This window comes from Candidatus Neomarinimicrobiota bacterium (genome assembly GCA_021734025.1).
In the GTDB taxonomy this organism is placed as follows: domain Bacteria; phylum Fidelibacterota; class JAANXI01; order JAANXI01; family JAANXI01; genus JAANXI01.
This window is the reverse complement of sequence record JAIPJS010000005.1, coordinates 148,128-164,689: the sequence shown is the minus strand read 5'-3', so window position 1 is coordinate 164,689 and position 16,562 is coordinate 148,128. Positions and strand designations below refer to the sequence as shown.

Genomic DNA, 16,562 nt, shown 5'->3' with positions numbered 1-16,562 from the left:
CTCCGTGTTTTGTGTTTTGCGTGGTAAAAAAATGATGTAAATGTTAGGTAGACGATGGGGGGCATCAAATTTGATTTTTTCAAACCGCTCTGTCTTTATAAAAATTTTAAATCGTTTATGGACTTCTATTATATCTAAATTCATTCCTCTAAGCAATTACTGAATAATACGAACCGTGATTTGCCCCACACGCAGTCCGGCCCTGTTGGCGATCTTTGGCGAGATATATTCCCCCAACCCCTTCTGTGACAGGGCATCCAGCCATCCAAGATGTTCAAAAATCTTCAGGGCAACCGGTGCGCTTGCGCGCTTATTTCCGTCCAGAATTTTCAATGCCATTCCATAGATTTCGTCGCCTCGCCGAATCCCCAGTGCCCGCACGCCTTCGGCGCCGACCTTGGAGATGATACTCCCCGGGGCTGCCTCCATAATGGCGGTATCGAACCGGTTCCGCCCTGCCACCATGTACGGCTCCTGAGTCATGGCATTATATATAGTTGCCAGGAGCGGGTCATCGGCAGAAGCCAGGCGACGAAATGCAGAAGCAACCTCACGTATCGTCAGAAAAAACGTGGGGACAGAACAGCCGTCAATCCCCATATGAATCGGAGATCGCTCAAGGATATTTTCCAGATATTCACGGATCCGTACCTGCAGCGGATGTTTCGGATCACCGTAATTCTCCAGAGAGAGACTGAGGTGTTTGCAGGCCAGCAACATGCCGGTGTGCTTCCCGGAGCAGTTGTTGTAATTCGGGGTCAGTTCCAAACCATTGCGTAAAACATCGTTGGCCGTCTCTTCGTCCAGTGGCTTGTGGGTGCCACAGAGGAGCATCTCTTCGGAGATTCCGGTCCGCTCCTGTACATTTCTGACGGTTTTCAAATGTTCCGGCTCGCTGTTGTGGGATGCACAGCAGAGGGCGAGCTCTTTTGGCGTGAGATGAAATGACTCCGCAGCACCGGACTCCACCAGCGGATACGCCTGGAACGGCTTGGCGCTGGACCGGACGTAGGTTTGAAGATCCGGGTTCCCGGTGGCAAAAATTGTGTTCCCGGCGGAATCGACTACCACGGCTTCGGCTCGGTGGATGCTCTCCACTCTGTCGCCGCGGATGACGTTCGCAACTAATTGCACGGGACAACCCGCCAGGCTTTTCTATGGAATAAGTAAATGAGGTGTGTTGGGGGGATCAAAATAGTTTTAGAGTGTTAATGTGTTAGAGTGTTCGGGTGTTAAGGTAACGACGTGTTATAGTATTTCCCCGCGGCGAAGTGTTAAAGTGTTATGGTTAAAACCGGTCGGGTGTTCGGTATATTTCACCTGCCGGTATTCCCCACTTTATTTGGTATGTGTTTGTTGTAATTTCCCTGTGTCTTCAGTGGTTTTCAGTGGTTAGTTGGTTTTGTCTTTCTCTGCGTTCTCTGCGTCTCTGCGGTGAAATTCTTTTGTCTTTTATCTGCGCTTATCTGTTGTTTCCGCGGGAATCTGCGTGCTATTTTTTTACTTCACCAGGAAGATAAAATCCCGGAGTGCGTTTTCCAGTCCAATGAACAGGGACTTACCCAGAATAGCTCTGCCGACCACGATAGTCTCCACCGACTCCAGTTCGGCTATATCACGAAAGTTCTGGTAATTCAGTCCGCCGGAAACGATCACGCCAATTTCGTATTTATATGCGATACGGGCCACGCCGGAAATGTTCTCCAGTGCCTCGAGGCGCTCTTCCTGGGTGCTGGCATTCACATAGGACCAGCTGTTGATCTCCACGTAATCCGCACCCAGCTTGTACGCCCGTTTGAGCTGCTTCACATCCGCGGCAATCCGCACAGAGACCGCCATGGACTTCACCGGACGAACCTGGGAGAAAACCTGCTTCAGATCCGACGCTCCCCTGAGATCCACGCAATCGCCGTCCCGGCGGTGATCGATAAACGTCACCATATCCGGCGGGTGAGTCATCACAGCTTCGATGGCCTTGTCCGTTATCGGCACGTGCCAGTTAAAGCGAGTCTGCGTAGTCTCCAGGATCAACCGGGCGTGTCGGGACTCGCCCTCCGTGGAGGTAATACCCACGCTGTCTGCACCGGCAATCTCGGCGATCCCTGCAGCCATGACCGGATCGACGCCGGGGACTTTTAAATCGCTCTGGATCTTTGCAAACGAATCGAGGTTCAACTCTAATAACGGCATAAAAACTCCATAACTAACGCATTTGCATTATATAAACGCATTATCAAAAACGTTTCGGGAACTCACATCCCTGGTTTGTAAAATTTTAGCATTACAGGACGACTGCCGGGTATTCCAGTACTTCCGAAATCTTTGCAAACCGAATGCCCTGTTGCTCGTAATAGGGAATATAACGTTCCAACACTTCGAGTGTGAGCTTTTTATTATGACAAATTCCGATAGCGCGCCCCTTTTCCATCGCCTCATCCACCAGCTCTGCAAACTGCTTCTTGATATAGGTTGTATCCGGTTTATTATCCAGGAAGACCGCACGCTTGCCCGTGGGCACCGCGAGTTTTTTTGCCAACTCGTATCCTACCGTATTCGCGGTAGTATAACTATCGACAAAAAAGAGATCCTGATCTTTCAGAATGTGCAACACGGTTTGCATTAAATCCGCATCTTCTGTTGCCAGCGATCCCTGATGATTATTCATACCGACGGCCATCGGCAGGTGCGCAAACGCCCGGTTAAGCCGTTGGATAACCTGGCGGCTACTCATTCCGGACTTCAGGATAAACTCTTCCTCGCCGCCCTCGTATTTCTGGGGTTCCATGGGCATGTGAATCAACACGTCGAAGCCCCGATCGGCGGCCTTCCGGGCAATTTTCTGTGAATACGCATGGCCCGGTATTACCGCAAACGCGAGTTTCGGCGGCAGATCCATGAAGCCGTCGATTATCTCGTTATCGTAATAGCCAAAATCGTCAACGATAATTCCCACAGTTGCCTGGCCCGGGAAACCGTTTCTTGTCAAAATAACGCGTCCGACCGGCTTGCCTTTAAAACTCAAACCGTACGCCCGGATGTCTGGTCGCTTCGCCCGGTCGACGATGGAAAAACCGGCTGTGATGATACGCTCCACCCGCCGGGAGATCTCATCAATATCTCCGTCCGATCCGTAGGCGAACGCCAGTTCCGGGAGCGCATCTTCCGACTCTCTCAGATCTTTGAAATGCAGCCCGGGTCCAGCAGCTACGATCTGCCGGGGCAGTTCCTGCCGGAATTTTTCCGAGGCTTTGGTATACGACCGCTCAGAGGTAAAGATCTGCGAGAGAATAAACCAAACCAGCAGACCACCTAGTAAAACTCCCACGCCGATGAAAACGACTAATAACGGCTTTTCGTCAGTCTCTGTCTCTTTCATTTATCTACTTGTCCAGGATTTGCTTGCTTTCTCGTTAGAAAAAGGTGTAAACATACGGAAATATCCGGCACAATTGCCACAGATTAAAAAATCGACTCATCAATCCACTGGGTGATGCGCCATTTACCATTTGATGTCGATTTCCGGAAATAGAACACCGCGTTTCCGGTGACGCTGATCTCCTGATCCAGCGTCAATTCGAAACTTTTGCTGAGGAGTGCTTCGTTGGATTCCGCAAAGGAAGAGTCCCGCCATGTGCTGTCCTCCGGCACCATGCGATAAGCACTGTCCACAGTGCTGTTCCAAATCACATTAATATTGTTGAAGACCCGGAACAGTGTCCCGGTCGTCCGGAGTTCCACATCCCGTCCCCAGGATCGGTACCGCCCGGATCCCCCGGCATCCGGATCATAATAGGAAAAAACGAACGAGGAATCGATAATCCGGCTGTACACCAGAGAGTCGTGGAAAATGTAGGCGTACCTGAAATTCACAAGGACATCCTCCGGTGTCTGCTGCTCCGTGATAAACAGATCGGAATCGCCCCCAATTGTGCCGATTTTGGGTGCAAAGATGTTTGTGCAGGAGATCACGAGCAAACCGGCGCCAAGCATCAGTCCCATCCAGCGAATCATATTAAAACCCCGCCTTTAACCGGCTCCATGACGGCGCATTTTCTTCCCGAAAATCTTTCCAGCGATGGAGAACCCAGTTCCGCTGGCTCTCGTTTCTGCTGAACGTGAAGAGTGCCCTGCCGCGGACATCTCTGGGTAAATTTTCTAAGGTATGATGTACCCGTAAAGTATATAGGATTTCGATCCGGGCCGAGTCCGTTGTCTCAAATTTTTCAGCATCCTCTGCGAAGGATAACTGGAATAGTGAATCTCTGGGCACATTTTTATCCATTTCCTGGAAGACCCGTTTTTCATCCTCGAGGTGCCAGTCCTGAAATATCTGGGAATAGGTGGCGTTGGTTTCGTCATCGGGAATAAACTCGTACGGCTTTTCCCCGGCCGTAGAATCACTCAGGCACCGAATAAAGTTATCGGCATTGCGCTCCAGTACGGCATTTTCCATGTTGGTCAGAACCTGCTCGGGTGTGGTCGGTGGCTGCCACTGGCCTCCGGAGGTCTGCTCCGGCGGCTCAACCGCCCGGGTATTGAACAACGCATCACAACCCGAAAGTCCCTGAAGGACGATGGTTATTCCGATGATATAAATAATCCGCTTCACGGATGACTCCTTTACCAAAGAAAAGAAAGTAGTCACGAACCCGGCGAATGTCAACGGAGCCAGACTATAAACGGAGATGGAGACTGAGTTGGTGCGGCGTACCCATCTGGTGTTCGGGAAGCAGAATGCCGTAATCGAAACTCAGATTGCCCCAACGGATACCGGCGCCCAGGGAGGGCGTAAATCCACTCGGCAGAAATTGCACCCCGCCGCGCAGGGCAAGGAGGTCCCGGTACCAGAGTTCGTATCCCCCGACCACGAAAAAATAATCGCCGAGATAGGTGCCGCCATCTACCAGAATATTGTAGTCGATATTCACCTCGGGGATTTCGCTGGTAATTCCCACGCCGATCCGGGCCGAGGTTGGCAGCGGCGTCGATTCGCTCCGGAGTTCAGACATAACCCCTAAATGGTTTATCGTCGCACCGAGAGTGAGATCATCGCTTAACCGATATTGGGCTCCCAGCGATATACTCCCGCCGCTGGCCATCTCGTAATAGATCTTTTCGTACAGGAAATCCATGCGAGCGCCAACGGAGAGTTCCGGCGTCAGTATTGTACTGGCATGGAGTCCGGCGCGAAGATAATGGGCGCCAAACTCGCCGAGCGGTTCGTCAGTGGCCCGGTGATCCCGGAGTTCGAATCCGTCGATATTTGCCGAGGTCATGGAAATCCCGGTGTTCCAGCTTCCCACCGGAAACACCACCCCAAGAAACTCAATTCCGGCATCGGCAAGCCAGAAGGAGTGCCCGGCCTGCACCGTTGAGCGTATCGATTCCTGGTAAACTGCGGGATTTATCAGGAAGTTACCCGGACCGGTATGGCCGTTTGCAGCACTTAATCCCACGCCCGCGCCCCCGAGAGCCGTTAACCGACTGTCCGGATTCACCTGTAAAAACGCCAGCCCGGACGCGTGATAATTTTGGTTTTGGGCGGAGAGATTTCCGGCGATCAGTACAATAAATAATGTCAGGGTAATTTTTTTCATGGATCTCACAATTTCATAGTTAAGTCTTTCATTTAATACGAGAGAAGAAATCTCATTTTGGGAGCTTCTGCGTTTCCAGTACGAGATCTCTCCGCTCCTCCCGGCGGCCGCCGGGAGTCGGTCGAGATGACTGCATCTTAATCTCATTTTTTGAGTTTTCCTTTTCAATCAGTCCTGTGTCTTAATCTGCGTACTATTCATCTTTTAAAACTGAAACGACCACGAAAAATAGTGCGATATGCCTTCCCCGACCAGTCCCGGCACAAATGCATAGTCCATGGACGTGTTTTCTACCGGCCCAAAGAAGCCGTATTCCAGTCCTCCGCCGAAGCGAAGGTGCCCGTCTGCCACACCGGCGCGAATCCGCACCATCTCCATCGGTGCATATTCGGCCGCGCCCCGAAACACAACCGCACCCCTGTCGCTTCGTTCATATTCTCCGTACAGATCCAGATTATCGAGCACCTGTACCTGGCCACCTATCCGAAATATCAGCGGAAAGTCATTGATTACCGTTGATCCCTGGGAGTAAACATCTTCCGTATTCCAGGAGAATTTAGCGTTGAAATTCTGTGCGGACACGGCCAGAGCTATCCGTTGGTGCGGTTGGATCACAGCGCCAATGTCAAACCCAACCCCTGTGGCGGCGAGCTCCTGGAGATCGTTTCGCATAATCTTCAACAGGGCTCCGACGCTTACATACTTGCTGAACCGGTTGCCGAAACTGATCATGTACGTATGCTGCCTGACGCTGTAGGTCTCGATTTTTTTTCCGGAAAAGTCGCGCCCCTGAATATCATCGACACCGGTGGAGAACCAGCCGAGTCCGATGCCAGCCGTGGGCGGCAAAGGCATGGCAAATCCGATGTAGTTGTAGGAGCGATCCAGCGGTAAAAATCCGTACGTGGTGCCGAAGTGTCTGGATTCCAACGTTGGGAGCGCCGCCGGATTGTAGAAAAATCCGTACACATCCTGGCTTCCGGCGGGGAGCGTATTGGCCATTCCGATCCCCCGGGCGCCGAGCCCCATTCGCAGGAAGCTCCCGGCGTAACCGGCGTTGGTCTGTGACTGACCTGCAACGGGCAACAAACAGGTAAATGCAACCAATAAAACGGCTACGATTATTCGGTTCCAAAGGTGTTCTCGGTCAGGTTGTTTCATATCAGTCTATCACCAGGAGTTTGGTCCAGTGAGTGCGGGATTGCCCATTTTCATTTACCGTTATTTTACAGAAGTACACGCCGTTGGCCACCACGTCACCCAGCAGATTTTCGCCGTTCCACGACTCGGATGCGGGGCCCGGCGATTTACTCTTGTCTACGACCACATCCGCCACTTTTTCCATGGCAAAATCGTACACCCGGATAGTCACCGATCCCGAGGCCCGCATGTCGTACTGAAACCGGACATGACCGTCGTCCTCCAGCAGATTATGCCGGGAGGGCGAAAACGGGTTGGGATAGGCGTAGAAATTCTCAGACTCTTCCGCACTCGTGGAAGAGAACGCCCGGAGCACGTGCCAGTCGTATTCGTTGTCGGTATAGGCGAGCCCGTCAGTCGTACCGATCCACAGCCGCTCCGGAGCCGCTGTGGGCGAGGGGCCAACCAGCGCTGAAATCGAGTAGAGCATGCCTCGGCTGCCGCTGGCGCCGTAGACCGGCTCGCCGGTCTCCTTATCGTAAATCGTCCCGAACGGCTCCCAAGAATAGCCGGAATCCGTAGTCTTGAAGATTCCGGCGTCGGTAGCAGCAAAGACGGCGCCGGTCATCGGGCTTGTGGCAAAGTTGTTGGCGAACCGGACTTCTTTGGACGTGCGCCATTGCCCGGTTTGGTAATCGTACACGCTGATCCCGCTGACTTCTCCCTGGTAGAATGTCTGTCCCGTTGAGGCCCAAAGATATTCACGGCCACCGGCCGTGGACTGTTTTTTTGCTGCGAGAATCCAGTTGCCGCTGATCCCGGAATTGCCAAAGTGGAACCGGCGCCAGGTGAGGCCGCCGTCCGTACTGTGATTGATGCCGCCGGAAGTCCCGACCCAGACATCCTGCCCGTCCAGCACCACCGAGAATCCCTTCTGGTTTTCAACTTCCGCTCCTTCACTGGAAGAACTCAGACGGATCTCATAATCATCCGGGATAGAATTCGGGCTTAAATATTCCATGTTGTCCATTGGGGTGGGAATCCGTTGCCAGGTGTTACCGTAATCCAGAGAGCGCCGGATACCGCCGCCCCAGGAAGCGATCCAGACGACGGAATCTTCAAACGCCAAATCATACGTCACGTTCAGGATATTGGTAGTAGTCGGCGGATTGAGTAGCACCGATGTATCCCCGTAAGCAACGTACATCGAATCCACATACGTGGTGGTATCCACCGGCTGGGGAATGTACGTCCAGGTGCTGCCGGCATCAAAGGAGCGTGCCAACCCGCCGCCGGTGGAAAGATCCCCCTGAGCGGTGGAGGAATCGAAGACAGTGGCCGTCCAGACCGTGTCTCCACGAACCTGCAGCGCCGATGCACTTCCTCTGGGGAAATTGTCGGTAATATCGTGACGGAATATCTGCCAGGTTTTTCCAAAATCTGTAGACTTGGCAATACCACCTCCGGCGGCTATCCAGAGCGTGGAGTCCGACCCGATGCCGATATCGCCTACGCTGTTACCGGGGAGCCGATCCAGCATATTTTTGTCTTCCAGAGAAAGAGAATTCTCACCCGGAAACAGGGGAGTCGTCATTCCGATTAGCAGCAGTAATAAGAGTAATTTTTTCATTGATTCTCGATATAAATGGTTACATAGGATGTATCTTTGGCGCGGCTATAATCTTCGGCGACAATTCGCATAAACCGCGCTCCGGGCTCCAGCGACGGAGCCGTCCGGACAATTACACTATAGACCGAATCGCCGGCCGTGGCATCGCCGGTCTGCTCGAAATCGCCACGGTTGCTGAGCGGTGTGATGCGGCCCGGACTCTGAAGAGTGTCGCCGTTTACTTCTTTGGCATATTGTTGCAGGTACACCTGTTTAATGTCGTTGATGCCGTTGGAATCCCGAACGGCTGCCCGCACAAGTCCCAACTCAGATACCGCCGCATTGAGCGTTTCAGGCGCCGCGACCTCAAAGATATCCGCGGGATAATTGTACGGCAGGGTGTACGTCTTGATGCGGGACTTGTCAGTGTTCAAGGAATCCCGGACAAACACCTCGAATCTGAATTGCAGGCTGGAATCCGGTGGAAGATACGGCACCAAAAACCCGGCGGGCGTTGCCCCTGAGTACCAGCCGTTAAACGGGATCACGTCATCATGCGTGCCGTCATCATACAGCACCGCTTCAACAGAGGCCGTATCCGCTCCCGGCTGATATCCCTTGAACCAGACACTGTCGATCGGCGCCCCGGTTGCCGGAAGAATTCTCGCCTGGATCCGTAGGATATTCCGCTCAACATTTCTGAAAACCTCCACAGAGTCGATGGCAAGCTCCCGGAACTTGACTTCTGTGGGCAGTTCATCTTCACAAGCGGTAAACAGCAGTAATGCTCCCCACAGAATGACCAGCAGGAATCCGTATCTCCGTTTCACGATATCCTCTGTTCCCTCATAAAACCATTCAACTTCTCAATAATTTGTTTTTTCCTTCTTTTTCCCTGCTACTCTGGCTGTTCATTGTATATCACATGCAGCACTGTTTCGCCTACCACCTTCAGGCTCCGCGGACTGCATTTATCCGGCGTATCCTGTAAAGTGTGCCAGAATCTATGCGATTCGTCGGGATAGTTAAAGTCGATAATGTCTACCGACGGAATCCCGGCGTGCCGGATGAGCATCAGATGGTCGTCCTGGATTGAGACTCCGATGCGATTCCGGAAGGCCGTATATCCCAGCGAATCAGCGGTATCCCAGATCCGGCGGGTGAGATCCGGCGCAAATTTGCGTGAGTATCGTTCCATCGGAAGATGGAGATTCGCGTCGCCTATCATATCCAAAACGATGCCATACCGGTATTCATCGGGATTCTCCAGGTTTTCCGCAAAGTAGCGGGAGCCGACGGCGTATTCCCCGAGATAGCCGGATTTGCCCATATCCTCCGCGTCGAACAGCACAATGGTCACCGGCACCGGCGGCGGATGGTCCCTGAAAATCCGTGCAAATTCCAGGAGAACCGCCACGCCGCTGGCGCCATCGTTAGCGCCAAGGATCGCCTGGTTCCGCTTCGACGGATCCCGTTCCATATCCGCCCACGGTCGGGTATCCCAGTGGGCGCCCAGTAAAATTCGTTTTCCGGATGCCGGACCGAATTCGGCGATAATATTGGTAAAATCATAGCGGGACTCTTCGTAGGGAAACGTGTGGATAAATTGCTGCTCCCGCACCCGATCAGTAAATTTATTGAGGGTCGATACAAAAAAATCTCTGGCGAGATAATGTCCGTCGGTCCCCGGTGCCCGCGGCCCGAGATCGGTCTGAGCCAGCAGATAGTCCCATGCCTGTTGCTCATTGAACTCCGGTACCGGAGTCTCAGCACATACCAGCGCTCCAGTCAGAAAAAATCCGATTGCTGTCAGAAATATGAGTTTACGCATTTAGCCCCGAATCTGGATGTTGACCGTCAAACCAAAGTCGGTAAATTTGGTCGGCTTGCCCTTGGCATTGGTCCGGTTGTTATACCGGTTACCGTACTTATAGTAAATACCGCCGCTGACCTTATCGGTAAAGGAGTAGTCGATTTTCGGCTGCACCTGCCAGCTATAATCTTTGCCGAGTATCTGAAATTCCTGCCCACCGATGCTTTTTTCACTTACCGACCGGCTGTAGTCAAACGTCAGTGAAAAATTGATCCTGTTATCGAGGGTCAGGTCTCTAAGATAGGGCAGCGGCAGCCGCATACCCTGGTTTCGTTGATAGCTGGTGGAAAAGGAGAAGCTCTGTCGATTAGAGATATCGATGGACGGGAGTTCACTGGTAAGATCCGACGCTACCTTTTTGGTCAGCCCAAAGCTGGTTTGCATGGAAATATCATGCTCCAGCGTCATCCGCAATCCCACCAGCGGCTGGAGGTTTTGGGTATAGGAAGCCCCGCGCTGTTCTCCATTCCGGTAATTCGTTTCATACCGGCCGGTGAAACTGTGATCCATGGAGACGCTTTTCGCAAATCCCTGGAAAATTGCCAGGTCTTCCAGTCCGCTCCAGCGCAGACTCCACCCCGGGAATGGCAGGCCGGTGATTTCGTCGTCGCCGAGCTGGTATTCTTCTTTGCCGAACTGTAACAGTACAAAATCATTTTGTCGATTGCTGGTGACCTGTGACGGGGTGAACGTCTTCGATTGCCCCTGGCTAAAACTCAAGGTAGCGCTGATATTCCTGGTGATGTTAATACCGGACCGCAAACTCAGATCCTGGTTGACCGTGATATTACGGTTCCCGGACTGTCCCGCAAAAGCAGAATCCACCATGACGTCCGGATCAACCACAAATCCCAGCCGATACGGTATCCCTGGGGCGTCCACCAAATTGTTATGCCGGCCGGTTCTGCCTTTGTTAAACGTGAAATTTATGGGCTGCAGCTTGTTTAACAGGACATCGGCCATTTCACCCAGAGAACGAGATTCCTCCTCTTCCTCCGCCCCCTCCTCGCTGTCGTCTTCGCCGGGACTTGGCCGCGAACCGGGCCGACCGGCTCCGGATCTGCCTCCGGGGCGTCCGCCGGGCCGTGAGGAGCCCCCGCCGGAGAACGATTCTTTAATCTTTTGCAGATCCAGGGAAAAGTTCACGGACGCCCGCTGAGAGTATCCAACTCCCGCCACATCCACATCCTGGCTCAGGCGTTTATTGTACTGGTAGGACGACTGATACCGAAACGACGGTCGCAGCCAACTGGCCAGCGTCGGATTAAACGTGGAGTTATAACTTTCGTTTACACCGGTGATTTGCCCGGGCTTCAGGAATTTGACCATTTCCCAGCGACGGTCACCACGATAATTGGATGCGTTGGAGTTGATCGTCTTTGAAAATGTAAACGATAAGTTGTCAAACGGGCTGTATCCTGTTCCGAAACTCCGCTGCAGTGTTTGGTTGTACGAGGAGGGCGGATTGGAGCCGGACACCCGGGTTGCCTTGTCGGACCACTGCTCCCGGAGTGAGGCCGAGGCATCAAATTTTGTCGGAAGGTAAAAGAATTTTTTCCCGCTGAGAGCGTCGCCATAAAGGGGGAGCGGTTTCATCCACTTAAAGAGCTCCAGTCCGCTTCCCTTGGGGAATTGCACGTTATAACTCCCCTGCGTTGTGTTGGTCTGCTGTCTAACATACCGGTAGGTAACACCTCGTGAGTAGGATTCGCTAAAGTCGTAACTCAGCTGCACCGCATTTATGGTAAATTTGGGGATCCAATTTTCTGAGCGGCCACTCCGGGAGATGCGCCCACCATACGATCGCTGCAGGGAATAGGATTCTATTTTCCGCATGGTATCCTGCACCGCCGCATCAGTAAGCGTCCGACTCAGGCGCCTGGTTAAAAGATCACTCCCCGGCAGATATTTGGGTACCTGCAACGATTCATTATAACGGCCCCGAAGAGGGATACGCACCCCCCAGGACTCCGGAAGAAATTTATGAGCATTAAAATTCACATTAACGTCGTACGACTCCGTGTTCATGTTATCGCCCCACTGGGTATCAACCTTGTGGAAATCCGCGTCAACGCGGTTTGTGCTAAAGGAGACGGACATCAGATCGGCAAAATCTATGGAGGCCCGCATCCGCATCGCCGTTCCGCCTTCCCGGCGGACGCCGGTTACCCGGAGTTCGTTGAGCCAAATTTCTCCATGATATGCAGGCCAGGACCCCGTGGTTCTGCCGTTACGCAGATTTCGTAAATCTTCACCGGTGAAATTCCGGGCACCCATTTTCATATTGTTAATTTTTCCCAGCGATGGCTCGCCATAGACTACCAACTCATACGGATTTGCAACGGAAGTATCCCGGAATATGATCGTGTTCTTTTCAAAGAAGATTTGTCCGAAAGCCCGGCCCTCACCCGGAGGAAAGGCTGCGCCGTTTTCATACGTCAGGCTATCCGCCGTCTTCAACTGGGTCAAAAAGTCCAGATCCAGTTCCATGGACTGCCAGCCGGGCTGCAACGTTGTCCGGTATTCATAGTAATGCTCATTGTCCCGGGACGATCGGCCAAGGCGGTAGAAAAATTGCAAATGATGATCCCCTGAATTCACAAAGTTATCCCCGTGGATAAACATCTCAATTTTTTTGTAATCCAGCAGCGATAATTCCTGGTTTTGCTTAAAGTCCCTGACAGCAACGCCCTGGTACCACTGGTCGAAGTTCGCCATCTTCATCACCAGCGACTGTTCTTTGGAGGTGATATTATTTACCCGATCCTCGGCGCCTCGGACACCGTTGGGGGAACTGTATTCGGGGTTTTCCTCATTGTTAATAACGGTCACGGAAAAGCTGCTGTCACCCCGGGTGGTATCGGCAAAAACATCCCGGACCTGGCTTTCGATCCATTCGTTCCCAACGATTTCCATACGAGCGATGCTGATGGTATCCTGATTTCCATCCTCATATTCGAAATCCGAGAACCACATCCGGGTAAATTCAATTTCTTCCATGGATGCGCCGGGGTGTGTGCGGCTTTCCACAAAGTCTGTCAATGGTACCCGGTACAGTTTCCAACCGGTCGGTTTGCCCCGGACGCGGGAGTCAAACTCATCCGTATTCGGGAAAACCGTCTGTGAAACGTAATACGGATTATTTACCGTATCCAGCGGGATGGAATAAGAGAAGAACCGGTCTTCCCGGTCCAGGATATTGTTCCGGTTGATGTCCTCCGTATCCGGAAGTCGGCCGTCCTGCTCCTCACCGTTTTCCTGGGTGCCGTTGATAAACCGGTAGTCGTATCGTTTCTCCCCCTGGTCGCTGTAATTATAATTGTCGCCGGCAGGGTCACCCTCCAGTAATCCGTATTTTTCAAATAGCGCCGGATCGCTGAAAATATTTAAAGTGTCTCCCGCATACACTCCAACTTCAGAGGAATCCGTCAGCCCGTCAATTCCAACATCCTCATCTTCATCCAGTATTCCGTTCCGGATTCCGCCGCGCTTTATGTCCTCAGTATTCAATTCTCCGTCGCCATTTACATCTTCGGACACTTTTCCCAGGTCGATATTGATGGTGCCGTCGTCTCCCCGCGCCCAGATTTCAATAAATTTACTTTCGGTCTGATCCCGATAAGAAGAGGGCAGGGAGCGCATGAGGCCGGCCCATACCGAATCGCTGGGCATCGGTTGGCGGTCACCGACTGCTGCCCGGGGATCCAGCACGATATTCAGGATATCGGTCGTGTTATTCTGGGTCCGGACGCTGGTTTCTTTTTCCGGCCAGATATTTCGGGTTGGTATTCCGCCTCTGGGGTTATACCAAAACAGGAAGCCCCGGTCAGAGTCATTATACCCTTCCGGTCGGGAGGCCGTCGTCCAGTTTCGGCGATAAACCGTCATAGTCGTGGTCTTTTTACTCCCCTCGAAATCGTCAATATACGCAACGCCATCGTTGTCAAGACTGGAGTTCTGGGTATTCGGGTTCGGGATCACCTGGGCATATTCCCCCTCCACCTCGAAATTGGACGGGGCGTCTGTCCGGACCAGGGGGAGGAAATCCACAGCCTTGGTTACGAAACCAAAATCCTGGCGATAGCGACCGTTGACATCCCAGACAAAATTCCGGAACGGTTCCTGACCAACCCGGACCTTATCATCAATGGACGATTTGCTGTAGTACATACCCGTTGCGGCGAGAAAGGAGTTGTCGCCGAATTTATATTCCGCCCGGCCCCCGATCACCACCTTTTTATCCAGCTGAAAAATCTCGTTGGTCTCGTACATTATTTCCAGATCTTGCCCAGGTTTCAGCGCGTCCTCCTCCAGCAACGTAATCTGACCCATAAAATAATCGATGGTATAGTCCGTGCCCTTATTCAATTTGTTCCCGTTCAGGCGGACTTCCTCGCTGTTTTCGATAATGTTGAATCCCGGGAGATTGATATTGGAGCTCTGGTTGGAATAGCTCGCTACCATCTTAAAGCTGGACTGCTGGCTCATGGTTGTACTGTTCCGGGATTCATACATCTCGGACTGGGAGAGCGTGGTATCCAGCCTCGGATTATATTCACCCGGCATGGTATCCAGCCCGGCTGCTTTTGCTGCCTTAGCGGCACGGAACGGCTCCAGGTACGGGAAAAAGATTTCTCCGTTCTGCAGGTCAACGATATTTGTAATGTCAATTTTATCATCCGGCACCGGGTTGCCTTCCTGATCGAAGCGATCCAGTCCGAAGACCTGGAGCCAGTCAACCCCGTCTTCGTTCAGGTTATCGTTCCGATCGGTGTAGGTGTCTACAATCTGGAACTCAAAGCCATCTTCGGTCAGATTAACCGTCCCCAGAGAGTAGACGTTTTTCATCATCAGGTTCCACCCGTGGTCCCCGAAATTGGGGTTCTGCGGCCGGATCATTTTTAGCGCAATTGCCGAACTATCGTTGGGATTGACATCAAGCTGCCCGACAGTATCCCCATTCATGGTCGTAAATGCCACAGCCAGTATTTCGGTATCCTGAATATTGGAACTCAGGCGGAGATATCCCAGATCCCGGTCTACTGTGTAATCGGCCCCCTCGGTAAGGAGCTGGAATTCGGCCTCCTGAGCCTCGTCAGACCGATAGGTCTTATCATCCGGCTCGGGCCATGCCTTGGCAGTAATGAGATTTCCGTCCTCCAGAGATGTTCCCACCAAACTCTTATAGACGTCAATTTCATCTATTTGCAAATTCGTGGGAAGGACGGAATGCAGATTGGCATTATCCAATGGATAAAACCGATCCCTGTATTCCTGACCCAGGAAAAAGTATTTATCCTGAATATAATTGTAATCGTAAATTTCAACTTCCTGGCTTGATTCGCCGCCCTCGTACTTCACCTTTTGCTTTTTGCCTTGTTCGATACTGGCAACTGTTACCACATCGATTGGGCCGAGCTTCATATCCGTTCTGATTCCAAAGAGACCTTTACTGTTGGGACTGAAGGTGACCAGCTGAGTCCCTGGCAGTGATAAATTGATATTTCCGGCATCGATTCGCTGGATTATGTCATCCTCGCTCCCGGTGTAATTGATCATCACGTCATTTTCGAACTGAAAATCCCGCTCAGAATTATAGTCAACCAAAACATTAATCCGGTCACCGATGTTCCCTTCGATGTTGAAGTTCTGGCGCTGGTTGAACAAAATGTTGGTATTGGGCTCTGCCTGGATGCTCGTGGTAGTCAAATTTTTATCTTCCCGGAGCGCCCGCGCCTCGATATTGACATTTCCGCTTACCCGCAGGGATACCCGCTGGCCACCGATGTCCGCGCCGATCAGCTCAATGCTTCCGCCACCGGCTCTGCCGGCCGGCTGCAGACTTTCGGTGAGCGCCTCACGCAGTAACAGCCGCCGATTCTGTTCCCGCTTCAATTCGTAGTAGTTATCCAGCGACATTCGGATAGGGATTGTGACGTCCTGACCATGGTACTGCTGCGAGATGATAAGCTGGTGCCCGGTCGAATCAGTCGACTCCACACGCCGGTACCCAGAAATAAGGGGCAAGGGAAAGGGAACCGGCGGTGGCAGGGTAGAGTCCCGGTCCGCCAGACTCAATCCGCGTTTCGGTGCTTCGAACAGCGAGGGCTGTTTAATAGGGGGGGCGGGCATTGGAATCGACGCCGTAAAAATAGAGTCGTCGACCGCGGTCGTGGTATCCGGTTGTTCCTTCGTCTGGGCGTACAGATCTGCCGGGGTGCCCGACCAAACAGATACACCGCCTAAGATGAGTATTACTACTCGGAGGAAAATTGTTACCGTATACTTCTTGATATTTACGCCTGTTCTCTTTCTACTGCTCAGTTCTGTCCGATAACAACTT

The 16,562-nt window shown here is 52.3% G+C and carries 11 protein-coding genes; all 11 read right to left on the bottom strand.

Features of this window, described 5'->3' with window-relative positions:
- Positions 1-156 precede the first annotated feature (156 nt).
- Positions 157-1,134: an asparaginase gene (locus K9N57_08065; GenBank protein ID MCF7804130.1), complete on the bottom strand. Its 978-nt coding sequence runs from the start codon at positions 1,132-1,134 to the stop codon at positions 157-159.
- Positions 1,135-1,500: 366 nt separating this feature from the next.
- Positions 1,501-2,190: a pyridoxine 5'-phosphate synthase gene (locus K9N57_08060; GenBank protein ID MCF7804129.1), complete on the bottom strand. Its 690-nt coding sequence runs from the start codon at positions 2,188-2,190 to the stop codon at positions 1,501-1,503.
- Between the two features lie 91 nt (positions 2,191-2,281).
- Positions 2,282-3,376 carry a divergent polysaccharide deacetylase family protein gene (locus tag K9N57_08055; protein ID MCF7804128.1) on the bottom strand — a complete coding sequence of 365 codons (1,095 nt, stop codon included), beginning with the start codon at positions 3,374-3,376 and terminating at the stop codon, positions 2,282-2,284.
- 83 nt (positions 3,377-3,459) lie between these two features.
- Positions 3,460-4,011, bottom strand: coding sequence for a hypothetical protein (locus K9N57_08050; protein MCF7804127.1), 552 nt, complete (start codon positions 4,009-4,011; stop codon positions 3,460-3,462).
- Position 4,012: 1 nt separating this feature from the next.
- Positions 4,013-4,609, bottom strand: coding sequence for a hypothetical protein (locus K9N57_08045; GenBank protein MCF7804126.1), 597 nt, complete (start codon positions 4,607-4,609; stop codon positions 4,013-4,015).
- A 64-nt stretch (positions 4,610-4,673) separates the two neighbouring features.
- A complete protein-coding gene (locus K9N57_08040) occupies positions 4,674-5,597 on the bottom strand; it encodes a hypothetical protein (protein MCF7804125.1) in 924 nt (307 codons plus the stop codon).
- Positions 5,598-5,801: 204 nt separating this feature from the next.
- Positions 5,802-6,758 carry a hypothetical protein gene (locus K9N57_08035; GenBank protein MCF7804124.1) on the bottom strand — a complete coding sequence of 319 codons (957 nt, stop codon included), beginning with the start codon at positions 6,756-6,758 and terminating at the stop codon, positions 5,802-5,804.
- A gap of 1 nt (position 6,759) precedes the next feature.
- Positions 6,760-8,367 carry a hypothetical protein gene (locus K9N57_08030; GenBank protein MCF7804123.1) on the bottom strand — a complete coding sequence of 536 codons (1,608 nt, stop codon included), beginning with the start codon at positions 8,365-8,367 and terminating at the stop codon, positions 6,760-6,762.
- Positions 8,364-9,176, bottom strand: a complete 813-nt coding sequence (locus K9N57_08025) for a hypothetical protein (GenBank protein MCF7804122.1) — start codon at positions 9,174-9,176, stop codon at positions 8,364-8,366. The genes K9N57_08030 and K9N57_08025 overlap by 4 nt, the downstream gene beginning before the upstream one ends.
- Before the next feature lie 68 nt (positions 9,177-9,244).
- Positions 9,245-10,177, bottom strand: coding sequence for a M28 family peptidase (locus K9N57_08020; GenBank protein ID MCF7804121.1), 933 nt, complete (start codon positions 10,175-10,177; stop codon positions 9,245-9,247).
- A complete protein-coding gene (sprA, locus tag K9N57_08015) occupies positions 10,178-16,351 on the bottom strand; it encodes a cell surface protein SprA (protein ID MCF7804120.1) in 6,174 nt (2,057 codons plus the stop codon).
- Positions 16,352-16,562 lie beyond the last annotated feature (211 nt).

Coding starts and splice junctions, on each gene's coding strand:
- K9N57_08050 (MCF7804127.1), bottom strand. CDS start 4,011: ATGATTCGCTGGATGGGACTGATGCTTGGCGCCGGTTTGCTCGTGATC.
- K9N57_08055 (MCF7804128.1), bottom strand. CDS start 3,376: ATGAAAGAGACAGAGACTGACGAAAAGCCGTTATTAGTCGTTTTCATC.
- K9N57_08030 (MCF7804123.1), bottom strand. CDS start 8,367: ATGAAAAAATTACTCTTATTACTGCTGCTAATCGGAATGACGACTCCC.
- K9N57_08060 (MCF7804129.1), bottom strand. CDS start 2,190: ATGCCGTTATTAGAGTTGAACCTCGATTCGTTTGCAAAGATCCAGAGC.
- sprA (MCF7804120.1), bottom strand. CDS start 16,351: ATGCCCGCCCCCCCTATTAAACAGCCCTCGCTGTTCGAAGCACCGAAA.
- K9N57_08020 (MCF7804121.1), bottom strand. CDS start 10,177: ATGCGTAAACTCATATTTCTGACAGCAATCGGATTTTTTCTGACTGGA.
- K9N57_08040 (MCF7804125.1), bottom strand. CDS start 5,597: ATGAAAAAAATTACCCTGACATTATTTATTGTACTGATCGCCGGAAAT.
- K9N57_08035 (MCF7804124.1), bottom strand. CDS start 6,758: ATGAAACAACCTGACCGAGAACACCTTTGGAACCGAATAATCGTAGCC.